The sequence below is a fragment of the Pseudolysinimonas sp. 10J20-29 genome, from assembly GCF_055809595.1.
The window spans coordinates 1,714,228-1,733,230 of the sequence record NZ_CM147917.1; the positions used below are offsets into that span (position 1 = coordinate 1,714,228).

A 19,003-nucleotide genomic window follows, 5' to 3' on the forward strand; every position below is an offset into this window, starting at 1 on the left:
ACCGTCAGCTTCCGCCGCCCAGCGGAACGGGGGTGGTGGCGACAAGACGCTGCATGATCTCGATCGCCGTCTGGGCGCCGCGGTCGGCGCCCGTGCTGCGACTGAGCACCAGCCGGTGCGCGAGCACGGGGGCGGCGAGCGCGTCGATGTCGTCCGGCAGGACGAAGTCGCGGCCGTTGAGCGCCGCGCGGGCCTTGGCCGCGCGCGCCAGCTGCAGGGTCGCGCGGGGGCTCGCGCCGAGGCGCATCTCGCGGTCGTCGCGGGTGGCCGACACCAGGGCGACCGCATAGTGGCGGATCGCGGGGCTCACGAACACCCGGCGTGCCGTCTCGACCATGTGCCGCAGGTGCGCGAGCGAGATCACCGGCTGCAGGTCGGCGAGCGGGCTGTGCGTCGCGCGGTGCCGCAGCATCGCCGCCTCGCTCGCGGCATCCGGATACCCCATGGTCACGCGAGCCATGAAGCGGTCGCGCTGCGCCTCGGGGAGGGCGTAGGTGCCCTCCATCTCGATCGGGTTCTGGGTGGCGATCACGATGAACGGGTCCGGCAGCTCGCGGCTGGTGCCGTCGATGCTCACCTGGCGCTCCTCCATGCTCTCCAGCAGGGCGGACTGCGTCTTCGGGCTCGCGCGGTTGATCTCGTCGCCGATGACGAGGTTGGCGAAGATCGGGCCGGGCTTGAACTCGAACTCGTGGCGCGACTGGTCGTAGATCGAGACACCCGTGATGTCGGAGGGGAGCAGGTCGGGCGTGAACTGGATGCGCGAGATGGTGCCGTCGACGCTCTTCGCGAGTGCGCGGGCGAGCATCGTCTTGCCGACCCCGGGGACGTCCTCGACCAGCAGGTGCCCTTCCGCGAGCAGCACGGTCACCGCGAGTTCGATGACCTCCCGCTTGCCGTCGACGACCGTCTCGATCGCGTCCATCACCGCGCGGCCGTCGAGCGCGAACTCGGCGACGCCGACGGGCGCATCTTCGTCGGTCGCCGACCCGGGCACCACTTCGTGGGCGACGGCGGCGCGCGGGTTGGAATAGCGGTCGTCCGCGGCTGCGTTGCGCGCGCGACCCGACTCCTTCGGCTCGGTTCTCACCCTCGCGAGTCTGCCATCGCGCTCTGGTGCGAACAACGAATCTGGGTGGATACTCGGCAAATTCTGTGACCATTCCTCGCGCACCGGCCCTGACCGACGCCCGTGGGTGCAGCGACTCGGGTAGCGACTCTGGCGCGGCGACGGGGGCGCAGTTACGCGGCACAGCGGCGGGCGCGGCGACGGAGCCCGTCCGCGCGCCGCTACCGTCGCGGCATCGGCAGGGGCGGCTCCCGCCGTTCCGGTGGCGGCATCGCGACAAGCTCTCGCTCGCCCGGCCGCCCTCCCGCGCGAGGTCGCTCGTCGATCCGCCACCCCTGGTTGTGCACGAGGAGGTGATGGAATCGGCACAGCAGCACGCCCCGATCGACGTCGGTTCGCCCGCCGCCTGCCCAGCCGTCGAGGTGATGGGCCTCACACCACGACGGCGGTCGGTCGCAGCCGGGGAAGCGGCATCCGCCGTCTCGCGCGGCGAGCGCGACTCGCTGCCGTTCGGTGAACAGCCGCTGGGTGCGGCCCACGTCGAGGACGCGGTCGCCGTCGAAGGCGATGGGGACGGCGCCGGACGCGCACGCGACCCGCTGCGCGGTGGCGATCGAGACCCGCGCTCGGCTGCCCTCCAGCGCGGCGGCGCCGACGCCGGAGACCAGCGCCTGATGGTCAACGTGGATGCTCACCCCGGGCCTCCGCTGGGCGAACACCCGTCCGCGGTCGGCGGCGCCCGCGATTCGCACCATGTCGACGAAGGCGTCGAGCATCAACTGGCTCGTGCTGCGCGGATCGCGCACGACCGCCTCAGCGCGCGCGACCGCCTCGGGCTCGACGAATCGCGGCCCGCCGCGGCGCGGCGCCGTCACCAGGTCGAAGGCCTCGGTGACGAGCGCGGCCGATTCCGGGTCGAGCAGCCCCGACAGCTTGGTCATGCCGTCGTTCTGCGGACTCAGACGCAGAAACCGCTGCCGCCGCAGCGCCTCTTCGCGGTTCGACACCCCGTCCGCGTCGAGCGCGTCGCGCATCGCGCGCGCCTCCGTGGCGAGCTGACGCACCGAGAGCTCCGGGGCGACGGTGACCAGCAGCGCTTCGGCTTCCGCCAGCCGCTCGGCATCGACAGCGTCGCCCGGCGCGCCGAGCCCGGAGCGGATCGCGTCCGCCGCCCGCACCGACAGCTCCCCCGCGTCGACGGCCGCGATGATGGGCGGCGCGCTGTCGGCCTCCTGCGAGGCCACCATCAGCTCGCCGACGCGCACCAAGGCTCGCGCCTCCCCCGCCGTCACCCCGGCGAGACGCTCAAGCAGCTGCTCGGGCGAGCGCGCCCCTTCCCGCTGGGCGAGCCCCTGGTAGCCGAGCTCACGCGCCGAGCGGCGGGCCACCTCGGCGGCCACCCGCGCGGCTCCGGCATCGATCTCGCGCCGCAGCGCCGCGAACTCGCGCTGACGTTCCAGCAGCTCCGGATCGGTGAGCCGGCCGAGCGCCTCAGTGGGCGGCACCCGCAGGACGCGCGGTGCCGCAAGAACCGAGGACGGGGAGCCGGACATGACCCCATTTTCTCATTCTTCGAAGATATGTTCGAGTGTTTCGAACAGGTTCTCGAATTCGATCGTGTGGAGGAGACGACGCGCATCCCGGTCCGTCGCGAGCGAGGGACTACTCCTCGACCGGATGCCCCTCGGCGTCGCGAACACCCGCCGCGTAGCCCTCGTTCCAGGCCTCGTCGGAGCCGACGCGGAACAGGTCCTCCTCGGCGGGACGCACCAGCGCCCGCGCGCCCGGCTCGTCGAGGGCCCCCACCAGGTGCCCGAGGCCGCGCACCACCGCGACCGGCACCGCCGACGCCTTGCCCTTGACCAGGTCGGCCGCGGCCGCGATCTCGTCGGCGACCGCGACGATCGTCGCCTCCAAGGCGACCCCGTTCGCGTCGGTGCGGCCTCGCCAGTCCTCGACGACGCGGAGCCCGGCCGCGCCGATCGCCGCATCCGTCTGGCCGATGCGCCAGGCCCGTCCGAGCGTGTCGGTGATCACGATGCCGAGCGCCACCCCGAATCGCTCCCGCAGCGCGGCGCAGAGCGCGCGCGCGGAGGCGTCCGGGTCCTCCGGCAGCAGCAGCACCACCCCGTCGGGGGCGTTCGAGCCGTCGACGCCGGCGGCGGCCATGACGAGCCCGAGCGGGTTCTCGACGATGCGCGTCACGCCCTTCGCGTGCGGGCGCGAGGCGACGAGGCGCACCGTCTGCGCGGTGATCGCGTCCTCGCGATCGGCCGCCGCGATCGCGCGGCCCTCGGCCTTCGAGACGACCTTCGAGGTGACCGCCAGAATGTCGCCGTCCTGCATGCCGCCCGCGGCATCCACGGCGTCGCCGATGATCGCCGCGAGATCGTCGCCCGCCGTGATCTCGGGGATCCCGGGCAGCCCCCATACCTCCAGCCGCATGTCGCTCATCGGCTCAGCCCCGGCAGGACCTCACGGCCGAAGACCTCGAGGAACTCGCGCTGGTTGCGCCCGACGTTGTGCAGGTAGATGCGATCGAAGCCGAGATCGAGGTAGCGCTGCAGGTGCGCACGGTGCACGTCCGGATCGGAGCTCACGAGCATCCGCCCCTCGAAGTCCTCCGGGCGCACGAGCCGGGCGATCTGGATGAACTCGTACGGCGAGCGCACATCGCTCTTGCCGAACGGCATCGCGCCGTTGGGCCACTCGGTCAGCGCGTTGGCCATCGCCTGCTCGTCGGTCTCGGCCCACGAGACGTGCAGCTGCAGGATGCGCGGCATCGTCGCCGGATCGCGGCCCGCCTCGCGCGCGCCCTGGGCGAAGCGCTCGAACAGCAGCGCGATCTTCTCCGCCGGCGAGCCGACCGTGATCAGCCCGTCGACGGTACGGCCGGCCCGGCGCGCGGTCAGCGGCCCCGCGGTGGCGACATAGATCGGCGGCGCCTGCTCGGGCATCGTCCAGAGCCGCGTCGACTCGAGGGTGAAGAACTCCCCCGCGTGCTTCACGTCGCGGCCGGCGGCGGAGGCAGAGAACAGCTTCTTGATGACGTCGACCGCCTCGAACATCCGGTTGATCCGGTCGGGGGCCTCGGGCCAGTACTGGCCGACGATGTGCTCATTGAGCGCCTCGCCGCTGCCCACGCCGAGCCAGTGCCGGCCCGGGTACATCGCGGCGAGCGTCGCGGAGGCCTGGGCGACCATCGCCGGGTGATAGCGGAAGGTCGGGGCAGTCACCCCCGTGCCGATGTCGCCGGCGGTGCGCTCCGCGGCGGCGGTGAGCACGTTCCAGACGAACCCGGCCTGGCCCTGCTGCGGGGTCCAGGGCTGGAAGTGGTCGGATGCCGAGGTGCCGGTGAATCCGTGCTGTTCGGCGAGCGCGGCGAGCGCGACCGCCTCGGCGGGCGCGAACTGCTCCAGCTGCGCGGCGTAGCCGATGTGGGGGCGGGGGCTCGCGGCGCGGCTTGACGCGCCGGTCTCGGGGGGCATTGCTCCATTCTGGCGCGTTGCGCGGCGCGGTGCGCGGTGCGGGCGGGTTTCGACAGGCTCAACCCGCGCTCCCGGCTCAACCGGCGGGTGCGACGTACCCTGGGGGCATGGCAATGACGCCGTACCCCGTCCAGCGCGCGGCTCCCGCCGAGGCCGCGACCGTCGCGAAGCTCCTGCACGACTTCAATACCGAGTTCGATACCGAGAGTCCGGGCATCCCGGTGCTGACCGAGCGGCTCACCGAGATGCTGGCGACCGACCGCACGCTCGCCTACCTCGGAGGCGAGCCCGCCCGCGGCGTCGCTCTTCTCACGAGCCGCCCGAACGTCTGGTATGCGACCCCGGTCTGGCTGCTCGACGATCTGTACGTCGAGCCGGAGGTGCGCGGCGAGGGCATCGGCGGCGCGCTCATCGAGCGCATCCTGGCCGATGCCTCCGCCGCACGCGTCGCGGCGATCGAGATCCTGGTCGATGCCCCCGACCTGGACGCGCAGCGCTTCTACGAGCGCCACGGCTTCCACGGCGTCGAGCCGGTGACCGGCGAGCGCGCCTACTACTACGCGCTCGAACTGAGTTGAGCGCGGTCTAGAGCACCACGATCAGCGCGATGGCGGTGAAGACCGCGACCGCCAACAGGATGAAGTTCGTCCGCAGGAGCTTGTACTCCTTGTAGCGGACGTGCTCGATGATCGCGAGCACCTGGACGAGCGCCAGCCCCACGGCCGCGGCCACGGAGAGCCACGGCAGGATGCCTGTCAGGCGCGGCAGAATCAGCCCGATCGCTCCCAGAATCTCCATGACGGCGACGAACCGCACGAGCGGCTTGTTCCCGCGCGCCACCCAGGTCATCTGGGTCGACAGCGTCTCGTAGGGGGTGGTGATCTTCTTGGCTCCGGCCATGAGGAAGAGGGCGGCGAGCAGTCCGGAGGCGATCCAGGCGGCGATTTCCATGCGGGGTTTCCTTACGTTTCGTGAGTCAGTTACGGTTAGTAACGAAAGACATTCCTACACGACACCCTCACCGCACTGCAGGGTGCCTGACGCACACGGAGGTAAGAAATGGCCGAACAGCCGAACGCCGAGCCGACGGCCACCGAGAGCGACGCCCGCGAGATCGACATGGAGCAGGTCTGCGGCCGGGAGCCGCGCGACAGCGCCCCCGTGCGCGCCGTGCTCGACCGCCTGAGTGACAAGTGGAGCCTGCTCGTGATCGCGACCCTCGAACCCGGCACGATGCGCTTCACCGAGCTGCACCGAGCGATTCCGGGCATCTCGCAGCGCATGCTGACCCTCACCCTGCGGACGCTCGAACGCGACGGGCTCGTCTCACGGATCAGCTACCCGCAGATCCCGCCACGCGTGGAATACACCGTGACCCCGCTCGGCGCCACGCTCATCCCTGCGGCGCTCGGCCTCGTGCGCTGGGCGTTCACCCACATCGACGAACTCGAAGCCAACCGCGAACGGTACGACGCGGAGCACGCCGAGTAGCCGCGCGAGCTCGACCGAGCGCGCGCGGCCGGTCGCCTAGCCGAGCGCGCGCAGGCGCGGCGCCAGGTCGCGCTCGAACAGCTCGAGGAAGCGGCGCTGGTCGTGACCCGGGGCGTGGAAGACCAGGTGGTTGAGCCCGGCGTCGACGTACTGCGCGATCTCGGCGACCACCGCATCGGGGTCGTTGCCGACGATCCAGCGCGACGCGATCTGCTCGATCGGCAGCGCATCCGCCGCCTTCTCCATCTCCATCGGGTCGGTGATGTCGTGCTTCTGCTCCTTGCTGAGCGCCAGCGGCGCCCAGAAGCGCGTGTTGTTCAACGCGGTGTCGTAGTCGGTGTCGTACGAGAGCTTGATCTCGATCATCCGGTCGATGTCATCGAAGGAGCGCTCGGCCTTCGCGGCCCCCTCCTTGACGGCCGGGATGAGCTGCTCGGTATAGAGGTCCATCCCCTTGCCGGAGGTGCAGATGAAGCCGTCGCCGGCGCGACCGGCGTAGCGCGCCACCATCGGGCCGCCCGCCGCGATGTAGACGGGGATGCCACCCTCGGGCACGTCGTAGATCGAGGCGTCGTGCGTCGAGTAGTACTCGCCCGCGAAGTTGACCCGGTCGCCCGTCCAGAGCTCGCGCATCAGGTCGACGGCCTCGCGCAGGCGCGCGAAGCGCTCCTTGAACTCGGGCCAGTCCTGCTCGCCCGCGCCGCGGAATCCGGTGGCGATCTCGTTGAGCGCCTCCCCCGAGCCGACCCCGAGGAAGATGCGCTCCGGGTAGAGCACGCCCATCGTGGCGAACGCCTGCGCCAGCACGGCCGGGTTGTAGCGGAACGTCGGCGTCATCACGCTCGTGCCGATGCGGATCTTCGAGGTGCGCTCCCCGACCGCCGCCATCCAGCTGAGCGAGAACGGCGCATGCCCGCCTTCGTGCCGCCACGGCTGGAAGTGGTCGCTCACGGCGACGCTCTCCATGCCGTGCGCTTCGGCCGCGACGGCGATCTCCACCAGCTCGCGAGGACCGAATTGTTCGGCCGAGGCCTTGTAGCCGAGGGTGAGCGGAGCCATGGCGTTCCTTTCCGAACAGGTCGAACCTCTAGTCTCGCAGAGTCGCCCCGCGGAAGGATCCTCATGCCAGCCGATCGTTCACTGCATCTGATGAATCGGATGCACCGCCTCCTGCTCGCGATCACCGGCGGCCGCCTCGGCTGGCGGGCGAGCGGGATGCCGATGCTCGAGCTCACGACGATCGGCCGCTCGAGCGGGCAGCGGCGCTCGACCATGCTGAGCTCGCCGCTGCAGCGCGGCGGCGCGATCCTCGTCGTCGCCTCCCGCGGCGGCGACGACCGGCATCCGGCCTGGTACCTCAACCTCGTCGAGAACCCCGAGGTCGAGGTCGTGTTCACGGGCGGGGAGCCCCAGACGATGCACGCCCGCGTCGCCACGCCCGCCGAGCGCGCGGAGCTGTGGCCGATCGTGACGAGAGACCACCGCAACTACGCCGGCTACCAGTCGAGGACGCGGCGCGAGATCCCCCTGGTGTGGCTCGAGCCCCGCACCTAGAGTCGACCTCATGTCCTTCCCGGCATATCTTGACGGCGTCGCCACCGAGCCCGAGGGCTACTAGCCCGCGGGCGCGCTCAGTCGCCCCAGAACGGTCGGACCACGATCGAGCCGGCTTCGGCCATCGGATGCGCCTGCGCGACGTCGGTCGCCTCGGCGAGGCTGGTGCACTCCAGGATGTCGAAGCCCGCGATGTGCACCGTCGCATCGGGCGGTCCGTCGCCGACGATCGCGCCATCCGCCTCGCCCGCCAGAATGTCGCCGGCCACACGCTGTCCGCTCGCGTCGAATCGCGCCACCCACTCGTCCGTTCGGCGCCCGAGGTCGTCGTTCGGCTGGAAGTCGGGGCGCGGGCAGACGAACATCATGAATCGCATCGTTTGCTCCTTCGACGGCCTGTTTGAACCGTAGGACGAGCGGCCGTCGCACGCAATGCCCGCCCGCGACGCACGAAGGCCCCGGACGCTCGCGCGCCCGGGGCCTTCTCTCCGGTGCCACCACCGGAGCTATTCAGTTAGAAGGTGGTGACCAGCGTGTTCGACGCCGACATCAGCGCGACCACGGTCGCGTTGATGATGCCCGCGATGTACGGGTTGCCGGTCGCGCGGTAGATCTTGCGCGAGATGACCGCCGTCACGAACAGGATGACGATGACGGGGAACAGCCAGATGCTGAAGATCCCGCCGAAGCCGTCGATCGTGTAGCCGGTGATCGCGAAGGTCGTGTACTGCGCCACGACGAGCACGATCGGGGCGAGCGAGTTGAACACACCCAGCAGGAGCGTGTTGAGCCACTCCTTGCCGCGCAGCGTCATGCGGTTGAACACGTTGATCGCGATCGAGTTCGCCACGAAGTAGATCAGGAACAGCGGCAGCACGATGAGCGCGTAGCCGATCTTGTCCGCGGGGAACCACTTGATCGCCATGACCCAGAGGCGGAAGTCGGTCTTGAAGAAGTAGTCAAGAACGAAGACCACACCGAAGGCGGCGGTCACGGTGAGCGCGGCGAGGCCGACGCCGTGGAAGAACTTGCCCCAGCCCGGCAGCATGCCGGCCTCGCGCAGGTTCAGGCCGTTCTTGCGACCGAAGGCGAAGTAGGAGATCGCCATGATGATCGCGCCCAGCACGCCGTTGATCGCGGCCCACAAGGCGATGAAGAACACCGCGCCCTGCGGGAAGATCGACGGAGCCGAGTTGAAGAACGTGCCGTAGAGCCACGTCTGCTGGCTGAGCCACACGTAGCTGACGCCCGAGATGACGGCCGAGACGGCGAGGCCGCCCCAGAACCACGCGAGTCCCTTGCGGGTCGGCGCGGTGATCGCCGGAGCTTCGCTGACCTTGAGCGCCGCGAAGGCACGCGTGAACAGCATGGCCCGCGTGAAGGCGACCAGGAAGATCCCGAAGCCGACGAGGCCGAGAGCGGTGAAGAACTCCTTGACCTGCCAGACCTGCGAGCCCGAGTCGATGTCCTCCGGAGCGCCGAGCGACTCGTCGAAGAAGTCGAGGAGGTGCCCGACCGCGCCCGACGAGATCGTCGACCAGGGGTGGGTCTGCGGCATCGAGTAGATGACGCGCATCGCCTCTTCGCCGTCGATCGTCTCGGTGTAGACCTCGCCGGCCTCGCGGACGTCGCCAGCCTCGGCCGGGTCGGTTCCGAAGTGCAGGAACGACTGCGCGTTGGCGGTCGACAGGTACTCCCGCGGCGGGGTCAGCACGGCCCCTTCGGGGCTGTAGCTGCGGAAGAAGAACTCGTCGTACTGCGCGGCGATGACGCCCACATCACGCGAGCCGTAGATGTTCGTGTACGCGAAGTCGGCATCCCAGTACACCGGGTCGTTGTCGACCAGGAGCACGGCGGCGATGAGCTGCTGCTCGGCCGCGTCATCGATCGGCACCGACCAGTTCGCGGCGCGGGCGCCGTTCGAGTGGCCGGAGACGCCGATGCGGTCGACATCGACGTACGGCAGGTCGGCGATGAGCTTGACCGCGTCGTACATGCCGGTGCCGTTCACCGCGAGCTCGTCCGCGGGCAGCGGGTCCGAGTTGCCGTGGCCGTACATGTCGATCGACATGACGACGTAGCCGCGGCGCGCGAGCTCGACGTAGTTGGCGTCCTGCATCTCGCGGTTGTTCCACCAGCCGTGGCTGACGACGATCGCCGGTGCCTGGTTGTCCGCCGTGGCCGTGCCCGGCTTGAACAGCAGCGCGTTGAGCGTGCGTCCGGACGAGGTCTCCCACTGCAGGTCCTTGACGGCGACGCTGCCGCCGGCGGTCTGCACGGCGGAGGCGACGATCGCCGACACCAGCATGACCACGAGCGACAGTGCAAGCCAGAAGCTGTTGCGCTTCAGCAGCCCTTGTTTCATAGGTCTCTAACTCCCTTGTTATGGATGACGCGATCACGCTCGCGTCGGCGGTTGGGGTGTTCCGGTTCGCGGCGGGGTGCTCCGCGCGTGCGTTCCGGTGTTCAGCTCCGACCGTCCTGCGGCAGGTTATTGCCGCGGGACGGCGGGCCGGACATCATTTCAGCGAAGTTGCACGAACGTGCACGCCTCGCGGGGTCTGGGGGGCTACGGAGCGGTCGCCGCGTGCACGGCGACGCCGTGGTAGCGCTCGAGCTCGGCCGCGCACTGCTCGATCTCGTGATCGAGCGCGAAGTCGTCCCAGCCGAGGATCGGGGCGAGTGCCCGTCCGAGCTCGTCGAGCACGGCGGCGGTCGCGCCGCCGGTGAACGCCAGGCTCGTGCGGCGCAGCACGACGTCGGTCAGGTGCACGACGTGCTCACGCCGCACCAGGTACTCGAGCTCGCGGGTCGAGAGCACACCGCCGACGAGAAGGCTGTCGGTGCCCGCGTCCATGAACGCGGCCACGGCGGCGGCCCGGGTGCCGTAGCGCTCGAAGAGCAGCTCGCGCCGCACCGAGTCGAGGCGCGGCAGGTTGCGACTCAGCCACTCACGACGCGCCTCGGGCGAGGCCGGGTAGTCCGCCCCTCCCCCGATCGGCACGCCCACCGTCGAGCCGGAGCGCGGGCGATCGATCACCTCGAGGGCGCGGTCGGCGAGTTCGGCGCCGAGGGCGCGGAACGTCGTCCACTTGCCGCCGACCAGGCTCAGCACGGGCGGCCGGTTCTCGGCCTGGTCGAGGGCCACGTGGTAGTCGCGGGAGACGAATCCCGGAGCCAGGTCGCCGTGGTTGGGAAGCGGACGGATGCCGGAGTAGCGGAAGACGATGTCGGAGCGGTCCACCGCGACGCCGGGGAACACGTGCCCGATCAGGTCGAAGAAGTAGTCGACCTCCTCCTCGGTGCACACGGCGCGCTCCCGCGGATCCGCCTCGATGTCGGTCGTGCCGACGAGCACGCGGCCCTTGAGCGGGTAGATCAGCACGATGCGTCCGTCGGAGTGCTCGAAGAAGATCTCGTTGCCGTGGGTGGCGGCGAGCAGCTCCGGATTGTCGAGCACGATGTGCGAGCCCTTGGTGCCGCCCATCAGCTCGGTCGAGCGCCCGAAGGCGCCGTTGGTCAGGTCGGTCCACGGTCCCGAGGCGTTGACGACGACGTCGGCGGCGACCGTGAACTCCTCGCCGGTCTCCTGATCGCGGAGCCGAACGCCGTTGGCCTCCATGCCGATCGCCTCGACGTAGTTCACGGCATGGGCGCGCTTGTTCGCGGCGAGGCCGTCGAGCAGCACGTCGAGCGCGAGCCGCTCCGGGTCGTGCACCGAGGCGTCGTAGTAGCTCGCGGTGTACTTGACGCGGGGGTCGAGTTCGGGGAACGCGGCACGCGAGGCGTCCCGGCCGAGGAACCTGTGGCGCGGCACGCTTCCGCCGTCGCGGGAGAACAGGTCGTAGATCATCATCCCGATCTTGATGAGCGCGGCCCCGCGCTCCTGCGGGCGACCGGAGCCGTGACGCAGGAAGCGCAGCGGCGCCGAGAGGATGCCCGAGAAGGTCGAGAAGATCGGGATCGTGGTCTGCAGCGGTCGCACGAAGTGGGGCGCGATCTTCAGCAGCGAGTTGCGCTCCTGCACCGATTCGCGCACGAGGCGGAACTCGCCGTTCTCGAGGTAGCGCACCCCGCCGTGGATCATGTGGCTCGACGCGGCGGTGGCTCCGGAGGCGAAGTCGGAGCGCTCGACGAGCACGACGTCGACTCCCTGCATCGCCAGATCGCGGAAGGTCGCGATCCCGTTGATGCCGCCCCCGACGATCAGCACGCTCGTGCGGCCCGCGGCTCGCAGGGACGTCACGGCGGAGCGTTCGGGTGTGGGCACGTGCTTCATTGCGATCCTCGTCCTCGGAGTGTGGGCACTGTCGTCGTCTATCGTGGGAAGCCGGGCACATTCGCGCAAGCCGCGTGAACGGATGTGCAGATTCGGGAAGGATCGCCATGCCAGCACAGTCGGCGGAGGACCTCAAGGTGCGCGCCGCGCTCACCGCGGCCCAGATGTACTACCTGCAGAACCTCACGATGGATGCCATCGCCCGCGAGCTGAAGACCTCGCGATCCTCGGTCTCCCGTCTGCTCGCCCACGCCCGGGACACCGGCCTCGTCGACATCCAGATCAACTCGCCGCTGGAGCGCGGCGGGCAGCTCGAGCAGGAGATCGCGCGGCGCTTCAAGGTGACGACCCACGTCGTGCCGATCCCCGAGACCACGAGCGACGTCGACCGTCTCGAGCGCGTCGGCATGACCGCCGCCCGGCTCCTCGGCCGCTACGTCGACTCCAACATGACGGTCGGCGTCGCCTGGGGCTCCACACTGAGCGCGATCAGCCGGCACCTCGTGCGCAAGGACACGCACAACACGGTGATCGTGCAGCTGAACGGCGCCGGCAACACGCAGACCACGGGCATCGACTACGCGAGCGAGATCCTGCAGCGCTTCGGCGCGACCTTTTCGGCGCAGATCCAGCAGTTCCCGGTGCCGGCCTTCTTCGACGACCCGCAGACCAAGGATGCGCTCTGGCGCGAGCGCAGCACCAAGCGCGTGCTCGAGATCCAGTCCCGCATGGACGTCGCGGTATTCGGCCTCGGCTCGCCGTTCGCCGAGGTGCCGAGCCACGTCTACATCGGCGGCTACCTGGATGCGCAGGACTACCGCTCGCTCAGCGCCGACAAGGTGGTGGGCGACGTCGCCACCGTGTTCTTCCGGCAGGACGGCAGCTGGAAGGACGTCGCCCTCAACGCCCGCGGCACCGGCGTGCACTTCGACCGGCTGCGCCGCGTCGCGCGGCGCGTGTGCGTGGTCTCCGGCTCGCAGAAGCTCGCGAGCCTGCGCGGGGCGCTCGCCGCGCAGCTGATGACCGACCTGGTCATCGACGAGGGCCTGGCCCGTCGCCTGGTCAGTACGGCGTAGTTCCTGCACATCCGTGCATCAGGTGGTGCACGGATTCCGACCTGGGTAGTTTGGCCCCAGCGCGCGCTCGCGCCAGCACCCGCAGACAAAGGAGTTCTCGCCGCATGTCGTACATCGTCGCTCTCGATCAGGGCACCACGAGCACGCGCGCCATCGTGTTCGATCACGCCGGTCGCGTCGTCTCCAGCGGTCAGCGCGAGCACGAGCAGATCTTCCCGCAGGCTGGCTGGGTCGAGCACGACGCCACCGAGATCTGGACCAACACCCGCGAGGTCATCGGCATCGCGCTCTCCAAGGCCGACATCACGCGCCACGACATCTCCGCGGTCGGCATCACCAACCAGCGCGAGACCGCCGTCGTCTGGGAGCGCAAGACGGGCAAGCCGATCCACAACGCGATCGTCTGGCAGGACACCCGCACCCAGGACCTCGTGGATGCCCTCGCCGCGAACGGAGGCACCGACCGCTTCAAGAAGCAGACCGGGCTGCCCCTGGCCACCTATTTCTCGGCGACCAAGATCGCCTGGATCCTCGACCACGTCGAGGGCGCCCGCGAGCGCGCCGCGACCGGCGAGCTGCTCTTCGGCACGACCGACAGCTGGCTGCTCTGGAACCTCACCGGCGGCCCCGACGGCGGCGTGCACGCGACCGACGTGACGAACGCCAGCCGCACGCTCCTGATGGATCTCGAGACGCTCTCCTGGAGCGACGAGCTGCTCGAGGCCTTCGACATCCCGCGGGCGATGCTGCCCGAGATCCGCTCCTCCTCCGAGGTGTACGGCGACGTGGAGGAGTCCAGCCTGCTGCGCGGGGTGCCGATCGCCGGCATCCTGGGCGATCAGCAGGCCGCCACCTTCGGTCAGGCGGCGTTCGAGCGCGGTGAGTCGAAGAACACCTACGGCACCGGCAACTTCCTGATCGTCGGCACCGGCGACGAGATCGTCAACTCGACGCACGGACTCATTACGACGGTCGCCTACCGTCTCGGCGACGAGGCCCCGCGCTACGCCCTCGAAGGGTCGATCGCCGTGACCGGCTCGCTCGTGCAGTGGCTGCGCGACAACCTGGGGCTCATCTCCTCCGCGCCGGAGGTGGAGACGCTCGCGGCCAGCGTCGAGGACAACGGCGGCGTGTACTTCGTGCCCGCCTTCTCCGGGCTGTTCGCTCCCTACTGGCGTCCGGACGCCCGCGGTGCGATCGTCGGACTCACCCGCTACGTCAACAAGGGCCACATCGCGCGCGCCGCGCTCGAGGCGACCGGGTTCCAGACCCGCGAGGTGCTCGACGCCGCCAACGCCGACACCGGGGTTCCGCTGACCGAGCTGAAGGTCGACGGCGGCATGGTCGCGAACGAGGCGCTGATGCAGTTCCAGGCGGACATCCTGGGCGTTCCGGTGATCCGTCCGGTGGTCGCCGAGACCACCGCCCTCGGTGCCGCCTACGCGGCCGGGCTGGCGGTCGAGTTCTGGAAGGACCTCGACGAGCTTCGGTCGCTCTGGCAGGAGGACAAGCGCTGGGAGCCGGCCATGGAGGAGCCCGAGCGCGCGCGTCGCCTCGCCGAATGGCACAAGGCGGTCACCCGCACCTTCGACTGGGTCGACCCGGCCTCGGCCTAGCCGCCGCGGGCGCTACTCGCGCTCGGCCTGCAGGAAGTCGGCGACCGCGCGCGGCACGTAGGGCGCAACATTGCCGCCGAGCGCCGCCACCTGGCGCACGAGCGAGCTCGACACGTGCGCGTGGGCGGGGTCGGGCAGCAGGAACACCGTCTCGACGCCGGCGAGGTTGCGGTTGACGATCGCCATCGGCGTCTCGTATGCGACGTCGACCTGCGAGCGGATGCCCTTCACCAGCACGCTCGCGCCGACATCCGTGCAGTAGTCGACGAGCAGCCCGACGCTCCAGCTGGTGACGAGGATGTTGCCCGACAGCTCGGCCTCGGCGATCGACTCCTGGATCAGGGAGACGCGCTGCGCGATCGGCAGCAGGGCCGCCTTGTCGGGGTTGTGCACGACGAGCACGTGCACCTCGTCGAACATGTTCGCCGCGCGCTCGATGACGTCGATGTGTCCCAGAGTGACCGGATCGAACGAGCCCGGGACCACCGCGATGCGCTTCATGCGTCACACCTTAGCCGGTCGCCGTGACCTGGCTGTGACCCACTACGACTTGGCGAGGAACGCGCGCTCGGCATCGTCGAGCCGTCGCGCGAGCGCCGCGGCGAGCGCCGGCTGCTCTCGCAGCGCCGGGTCCGCCTCCAGCACCTCGGATGCGAGCTCGCGCGCCTCGGCGATGAGATCGCCGTCGCGCGCGACCCGCAGCAGCTTCAGCGACGAGCGTCCGCCGGACTGCGCCCGCCCGAGCACATCGCCCTCGCGGCGCAGCTCGAGGTCGACCTGCGCGAGGTCGAAGCCGTCGAGCGTCGCGGCGACCGCCGCGACGCGCTCCAGCGCGAGCGATTCCGGCTCGGCGTGCGTGACGAAAAGCGCGAGTCCGGGCACCCCGCCGCGACCCACCCGGCCACGCGGCTGGTCCAGCTGCGCGACCCCGAAGCGGTCGGCGTCGAGCACCACCATCGTCGAGGCGTTGGGCACGTTGACGCCGACCTCGATCACCGTGGTCGCGACGAGCACATCGATCTCCCCCGCGGCGAAGGCGCGCATCGTCGCATCCTTCTGCTCGCTCGACATGCGACCGTGCAGCGGCTCGATGCGGCGCCCCGCCAGCGCCGGATGCGCCCGCAGCTCCGCCAGCACCGTCTCGACGGCGGCGGGCGGGCGCGGCGAGGCTCCCTCCGCGGCGGCCTGCGCCTCCGCCTCCGCCGATTGCTCCTCGACCGCGGTCGCGTTGATCGCCGGGCACACGACGAAGCCCTGCCGTCCCTGCTCGAGCTCCTCGGCGAGCCTCTGCCAGATGCGCTGCTCCCACTGCGGGTGCTCGGCGAGCGCCACCAGATGACTCGCGATCGGGGTGCGCCCCGCCGGGAGCTCGCGGATCGTCGAGACGTCGAGGTCGCCGAACACCGTCATCGCCACGGTGCGGGGAATCGGCGTCGCCGTCAGCACGAGCACGTGCGGACTGCGTCCCTTCAGGCGCAGCGCCTCGCGCTGGTCGACCCCGAAGCGGTGCTGCTCATCGACCACCACGAGACCGAGGTCGGCGAACTGCACGGTGTCGCCGATCAGCGCGTGCGTGCCCACGACGATCCCGGCACTTCCGGAGGCCGCGGCCAGCAGCGCGCGCTTGCGGTCGGCGGCGGGCAGCTGGCCGGTCAGCAGGACCGGCCGCACCCGGGCCGCGAGGTCGGGTCCCAGGCTCGCCACAATCGAGCGGAGATGCTGCGCCGCGAGCACCTCCGTCGGAGCGAGGAACGCCGCCTGCCCGCCCGCGTCGACCACGGTCAGCATCGCCCGCAGCGCCACCAGCGTCTTGCCGGAGCCGACCTCGCCCTGCACGAGACGATTCATCGGGATGCCCGCCGCCAGCTCCGCCTGGATCTCCGCGCCGACGGCGCGCTGGTCCCCGGTCAGCTCGAACGGCAGCGCCGCCTCGAACTCGGCCACCCGCGGCCCCGGCTCGCGCGGGGTCGCCGCCTCGGCTCGCCTCTCGGCGCGCTGGGCGAGCAGCGCCGCCTGCAGCACGAAGGCCTCCTGGAAGCGCAGCGCATCCTGCGCCGCACGCCACTCGGAGTCGGTGCTCGGCCGGTGCACCAGCTCGAGCGCCCGCCGGAAGGTCAACAGCCTGCGGGACTCGCGCACCGACGCCGGCACCGGGTCGTCGAGCTCGGGCAGCGTGTCGAGGATGACCCCGATCGCGCGCTGCAGCTGCCAGCTCGCGAGCGTCGAGGTCGCCGGATACAGCGGGATCGGCTGCTCCGCCCACGCGCGCGCGTGCTGCTCGGCGCCCGCGGTCGTCGAGGCGAGCGCGCCGCCGGCGGCATCCGCCTCGTCGAACAGCTCGTAGTCGGGGTGAGCGAGCTGCCGCGCGCCGCGGTACTCCCCCACCTTGCCGGCGAAGATGCCGCGCGCGCCGGGCTGCAGCTCCTTCGCGCGCCAGCCCTGGTTGAAGAACGTGAGGGTGAGGTGGCTGCGACCGTCGCTGATCACGACCTCGAGGATGCTGCCCTTGCGATTGCGCATCGAGCGCTCCTGCACGCTGCGCACCTCGGCCACGATCGTGACGGCCTCGTCGAGGGCGAGCTCGCTGATCGCGGTGAGCTCGCCGCGGCGGGCGTAGCGGCGCGGGTAGTGGGCCAGGAACTCGCCGACCGTGCGGTAGCCGAACGCCTTCTCGAGCGCCTTCGCGGTGCGGTCGCCGAGCACCGCCACCAGCCGCTGCTCGAGCGGGTCCGCTCCCGACGCATCCACGCTTCGAGGCTACCGGCGCCCGCCGACCCGCACCCCCGAAAACATGGTGCCAATTGAGCTTGGCGCCAAGCTGAATTGGCACCATCGAAAAGGGAGGGGGCCGCGCCGGTAGCGTGGGGGCATGACGCGCATCATCGCGGGGTTCGCGGGGAGCCTCCGGCTCACGGTTCCGACGAGCGGCACCCGCCCCACCAGCGACCGGGTGCGCGAGGCGATCTTCTCGGCGCTCGAGGCTCGGGATGCCCTCCGCGGCGCCCAGGTGCTCGACCTGTTCGCGGGCTCCGGCGCGCTCGGCCTCGAGGCCGCCAGCCGCGGCGCCCGCCGCGTCGTGCTCGTCGACAAGTCCCCCGCCGCGACGCGCGTGATGCGGGCCAACGCGGCGACCATCACGCGGGCCGCGCCGCGCGGCGAGAGCCCCGAGATCACGGTGTCGAGCCAGTCGGTCACCGCCTACCTGGTCGGCGCGGCGGGGTCCTTCGACCTGGTGTTCATCGACCCGCCGTACGAGCTCGACAACGCGGCCCTGCGACACGACCTCGAACTGCTCGCGCCGCGCCTGGCGCCCGACGCGACCGTCGTCGTCGAGCGCTCGACCCGCGACCCGGAGCCGGCGTGGCCGGACGGCTTCGAGCTCGAACGGCAGAAGGCCTACGGCGAGACGACGCTGTACTGGGTCGCCGCCACGAGCGCGTGAGGGCCTAGCCGGACGCGCCGTCCCAGTCCGCGTACGGGTCCCATCCGCCGCGCTCGTCGAGCACCTCGCCGTCGAGAGTGACGCCGTCGCCGTCGACGACGGAGCCGATCGCGCGGAACCCGCCGGGCAGGCGCGCGCCCGCAGGGAACGTCGCCAGCAGCGCGTGATCCTCGCCGCCGTGGAGGACTCGCTCCAGCGCCACCACTCCGGTGTCGAGATCGGCGGCGCGAAAGTCGATTCGCACCCCGGAGGCGCGCGCGATGCGGCGCGCGTCGAGCACGAGGCCGTCGCTCACGTCCAGCATCGCCGTCGCGCCAGCGTCCGCCGCAAGCGCGCCGTCGCCGATCGGCGAGCGCGGGGCGAGCTGCGCATCCAGCACCGCATCGAATTCGGGGCGCAGCGCGGCCGCCGCGACGGAACTGGGCTCGCCCTCCGCATCCACACCGCGCTCGAACAGCAGCCGGATGCCCGCCCCGGCGAGCCCCAGCGCGCCGCTCACCGCGACCACATCGCCCGGACGCGCCCCCGAGCGCAGCACCGGCGCGCGCCCGTCGAGACTGCCGAAGGCGGTGATCGCGAGCGTCAGCGAATCCGCGACCGAGAGGTCTCCGCCGACGACCCCGCAGCCGGGCGCGAGCGCGTCGCACGCCTCCCGGAAGCCATCGGCCAGCTCCTCCAGATCGGTCACGGGGGTGTCGGCGGGCGCGATGAGCGCCACCAGCAGCGCCGTCGGACGCGCGCCCATCGCCGCGACATCGGACAGGTTCGTCACCGCCGCCTTCCAGCCCAGCTGGTACGGGCTCGACCAGGCGCGGCGGAAGTCCGGCCCCTGCACCATCGTGTCGGTGGTGATGACGATGCGCCCGTCCGGCACCGCGAGCACGGCGGCGTCATCGCCCGGCCCGACCAGGGTCGACTCCGCCTCGGGCAGGCGCGGGAACAGGCGCTGCAGCACCGCGATCTCGCCGATCGAGCCGAGAGTGTCCAT

The 19,003-nt window shown here is 70.9% G+C and carries 18 protein-coding genes; 6 read left to right on the forward strand and 12 right to left on the reverse strand.

The genetic code is table 11. The features are described 5' to 3' along the window. Positions 1–4 precede the first annotated feature (4 nt). The 4 genes from AC0L6Y_RS08360 to AC0L6Y_RS08375 all read right to left on the reverse strand — a co-directional run bounded on the left by AC0L6Y_RS08360 (position 5) and on the right by AC0L6Y_RS08375 (position 4,557). Positions 5–1,090, reverse strand: coding sequence for an AAA family ATPase (locus AC0L6Y_RS08360; RefSeq protein WP_473550777.1), 1,086 nt, complete (start codon positions 1,088–1,090; stop codon positions 5–7). A gap of 200 nt (positions 1,091–1,290) precedes the next feature. Further along, a complete protein-coding gene (locus tag AC0L6Y_RS08365; protein WP_473550781.1) occupies positions 1,291–2,622 on the reverse strand; it encodes an HNH endonuclease signature motif containing protein in 1,332 nt (443 codons plus the stop codon). Positions 2,623–2,731: 109 nt separating this feature from the next. Next, a complete protein-coding gene (locus AC0L6Y_RS08370) occupies positions 2,732–3,523 on the reverse strand; it encodes a coenzyme F420-0:L-glutamate ligase (RefSeq protein ID WP_473550785.1) in 792 nt (263 codons plus the stop codon). After that, positions 3,520–4,557: a TIGR03557 family F420-dependent LLM class oxidoreductase gene (locus AC0L6Y_RS08375; protein WP_473550789.1), complete on the reverse strand. Its 1,038-nt coding sequence runs from the start codon at positions 4,555–4,557 to the stop codon at positions 3,520–3,522. Before AC0L6Y_RS08375 ends, AC0L6Y_RS08370 begins: the two co-directional genes overlap by 4 nt. Before the next feature lie 107 nt (positions 4,558–4,664). Between AC0L6Y_RS08375 and AC0L6Y_RS08380 the strand changes: the two genes are divergently transcribed. Continuing rightward, on the forward strand, positions 4,665–5,135 hold the full coding sequence (locus tag AC0L6Y_RS08380; protein ID WP_473550792.1) for a GNAT family N-acetyltransferase: 471 nt from the start codon (positions 4,665–4,667) through the stop codon (positions 5,133–5,135). 7 nt (positions 5,136–5,142) lie between these two features. On the opposite strand, the gene AC0L6Y_RS08385 is transcribed toward AC0L6Y_RS08380, so the two are convergent. Beyond that, positions 5,143–5,508: a DoxX family protein gene (locus tag AC0L6Y_RS08385; RefSeq protein ID WP_473550795.1), complete on the reverse strand. Its 366-nt coding sequence runs from the start codon at positions 5,506–5,508 to the stop codon at positions 5,143–5,145. Positions 5,509–5,616: 108 nt separating this feature from the next. Here AC0L6Y_RS08385 and AC0L6Y_RS08390 point away from each other — a divergent pair, with 108 nt between their 5' ends. Beyond that, on the forward strand, positions 5,617–6,048 hold the full coding sequence (locus AC0L6Y_RS08390; RefSeq protein WP_473550799.1) for a winged helix-turn-helix transcriptional regulator: 432 nt from the start codon (positions 5,617–5,619) through the stop codon (positions 6,046–6,048). A gap of 36 nt (positions 6,049–6,084) precedes the next feature. Here the strand turns inward: AC0L6Y_RS08390 and fgd are convergent, their stop codons facing one another. After that, the gene (fgd, locus tag AC0L6Y_RS08395) at positions 6,085–7,107 is read right to left on the reverse strand and encodes a glucose-6-phosphate dehydrogenase (coenzyme-F420) (RefSeq protein ID WP_473550802.1); all 1,023 of its coding nucleotides are present in this window, start codon (positions 7,105–7,107) and stop codon (positions 6,085–6,087) included. Positions 7,108–7,170: 63 nt separating this feature from the next. Between fgd and AC0L6Y_RS08400 the strand changes: the two genes are divergently transcribed. Continuing rightward, positions 7,171–7,602 carry a nitroreductase/quinone reductase family protein gene (locus tag AC0L6Y_RS08400; RefSeq protein WP_473550806.1) on the forward strand — a complete coding sequence of 144 codons (432 nt, stop codon included), beginning with the start codon at positions 7,171–7,173 and terminating at the stop codon, positions 7,600–7,602. 77 nt (positions 7,603–7,679) lie between these two features. Here the strand turns inward: AC0L6Y_RS08400 and AC0L6Y_RS08405 are convergent, their stop codons facing one another. From AC0L6Y_RS08405 to AC0L6Y_RS08415, 3 genes are all read right to left on the reverse strand, one after another. Continuing rightward, positions 7,680–7,979 carry a YciI family protein gene (locus tag AC0L6Y_RS08405; RefSeq protein ID WP_473550808.1) on the reverse strand — a complete coding sequence of 100 codons (300 nt, stop codon included), beginning with the start codon at positions 7,977–7,979 and terminating at the stop codon, positions 7,680–7,682. A 137-nt stretch (positions 7,980–8,116) separates the two neighbouring features. Then, on the reverse strand, positions 8,117–9,967 hold the full coding sequence (locus tag AC0L6Y_RS08410) for an alpha/beta hydrolase family protein (protein WP_473550812.1): 1,851 nt from the start codon (positions 9,965–9,967) through the stop codon (positions 8,117–8,119). A 204-nt stretch (positions 9,968–10,171) separates the two neighbouring features. Continuing rightward, positions 10,172–11,881: a glycerol-3-phosphate dehydrogenase/oxidase gene (locus AC0L6Y_RS08415; protein WP_473550815.1), complete on the reverse strand. Its 1,710-nt coding sequence runs from the start codon at positions 11,879–11,881 to the stop codon at positions 10,172–10,174. 107 nt (positions 11,882–11,988) lie between these two features. Between AC0L6Y_RS08415 and AC0L6Y_RS08420 the strand changes: the two genes are divergently transcribed. Further along, positions 11,989–12,957: a sugar-binding transcriptional regulator gene (locus tag AC0L6Y_RS08420; protein ID WP_473550820.1), complete on the forward strand. Its 969-nt coding sequence runs from the start codon at positions 11,989–11,991 to the stop codon at positions 12,955–12,957. Positions 12,958–13,061: 104 nt separating this feature from the next. Then, entirely contained in the window at positions 13,062–14,573 is a 1,512-nt protein-coding gene (gene glpK / locus AC0L6Y_RS08425) for a glycerol kinase GlpK (protein WP_473550824.1), read from the forward strand. Between the two features lie 12 nt (positions 14,574–14,585). Here glpK and coaD read toward each other — a convergent pair whose 3' ends face one another. Beyond that, entirely contained in the window at positions 14,586–15,074 is a 489-nt protein-coding gene (gene coaD / locus AC0L6Y_RS08430) for a pantetheine-phosphate adenylyltransferase (protein WP_473550827.1), read from the reverse strand. A gap of 42 nt (positions 15,075–15,116) precedes the next feature. Then, a complete protein-coding gene (locus tag AC0L6Y_RS08435) occupies positions 15,117–17,321 on the reverse strand; it encodes an ATP-dependent DNA helicase RecG (RefSeq protein WP_473550831.1) in 2,205 nt (734 codons plus the stop codon). A 121-nt stretch (positions 17,322–17,442) separates the two neighbouring features. Between AC0L6Y_RS08435 and rsmD the strand changes: the two genes are divergently transcribed. Then, a complete protein-coding gene (gene rsmD / locus AC0L6Y_RS08440) occupies positions 17,443–18,015 on the forward strand; it encodes a 16S rRNA (guanine(966)-N(2))-methyltransferase RsmD (RefSeq protein WP_473550834.1) in 573 nt (190 codons plus the stop codon). Positions 18,016–18,019: 4 nt separating this feature from the next. On the opposite strand, the gene AC0L6Y_RS08445 is transcribed toward rsmD, so the two are convergent. After that, positions 18,020–19,003, reverse strand: coding sequence for a thiamine-phosphate kinase (locus AC0L6Y_RS08445; RefSeq protein ID WP_473550837.1), 984 nt, complete (start codon positions 19,001–19,003; stop codon positions 18,020–18,022).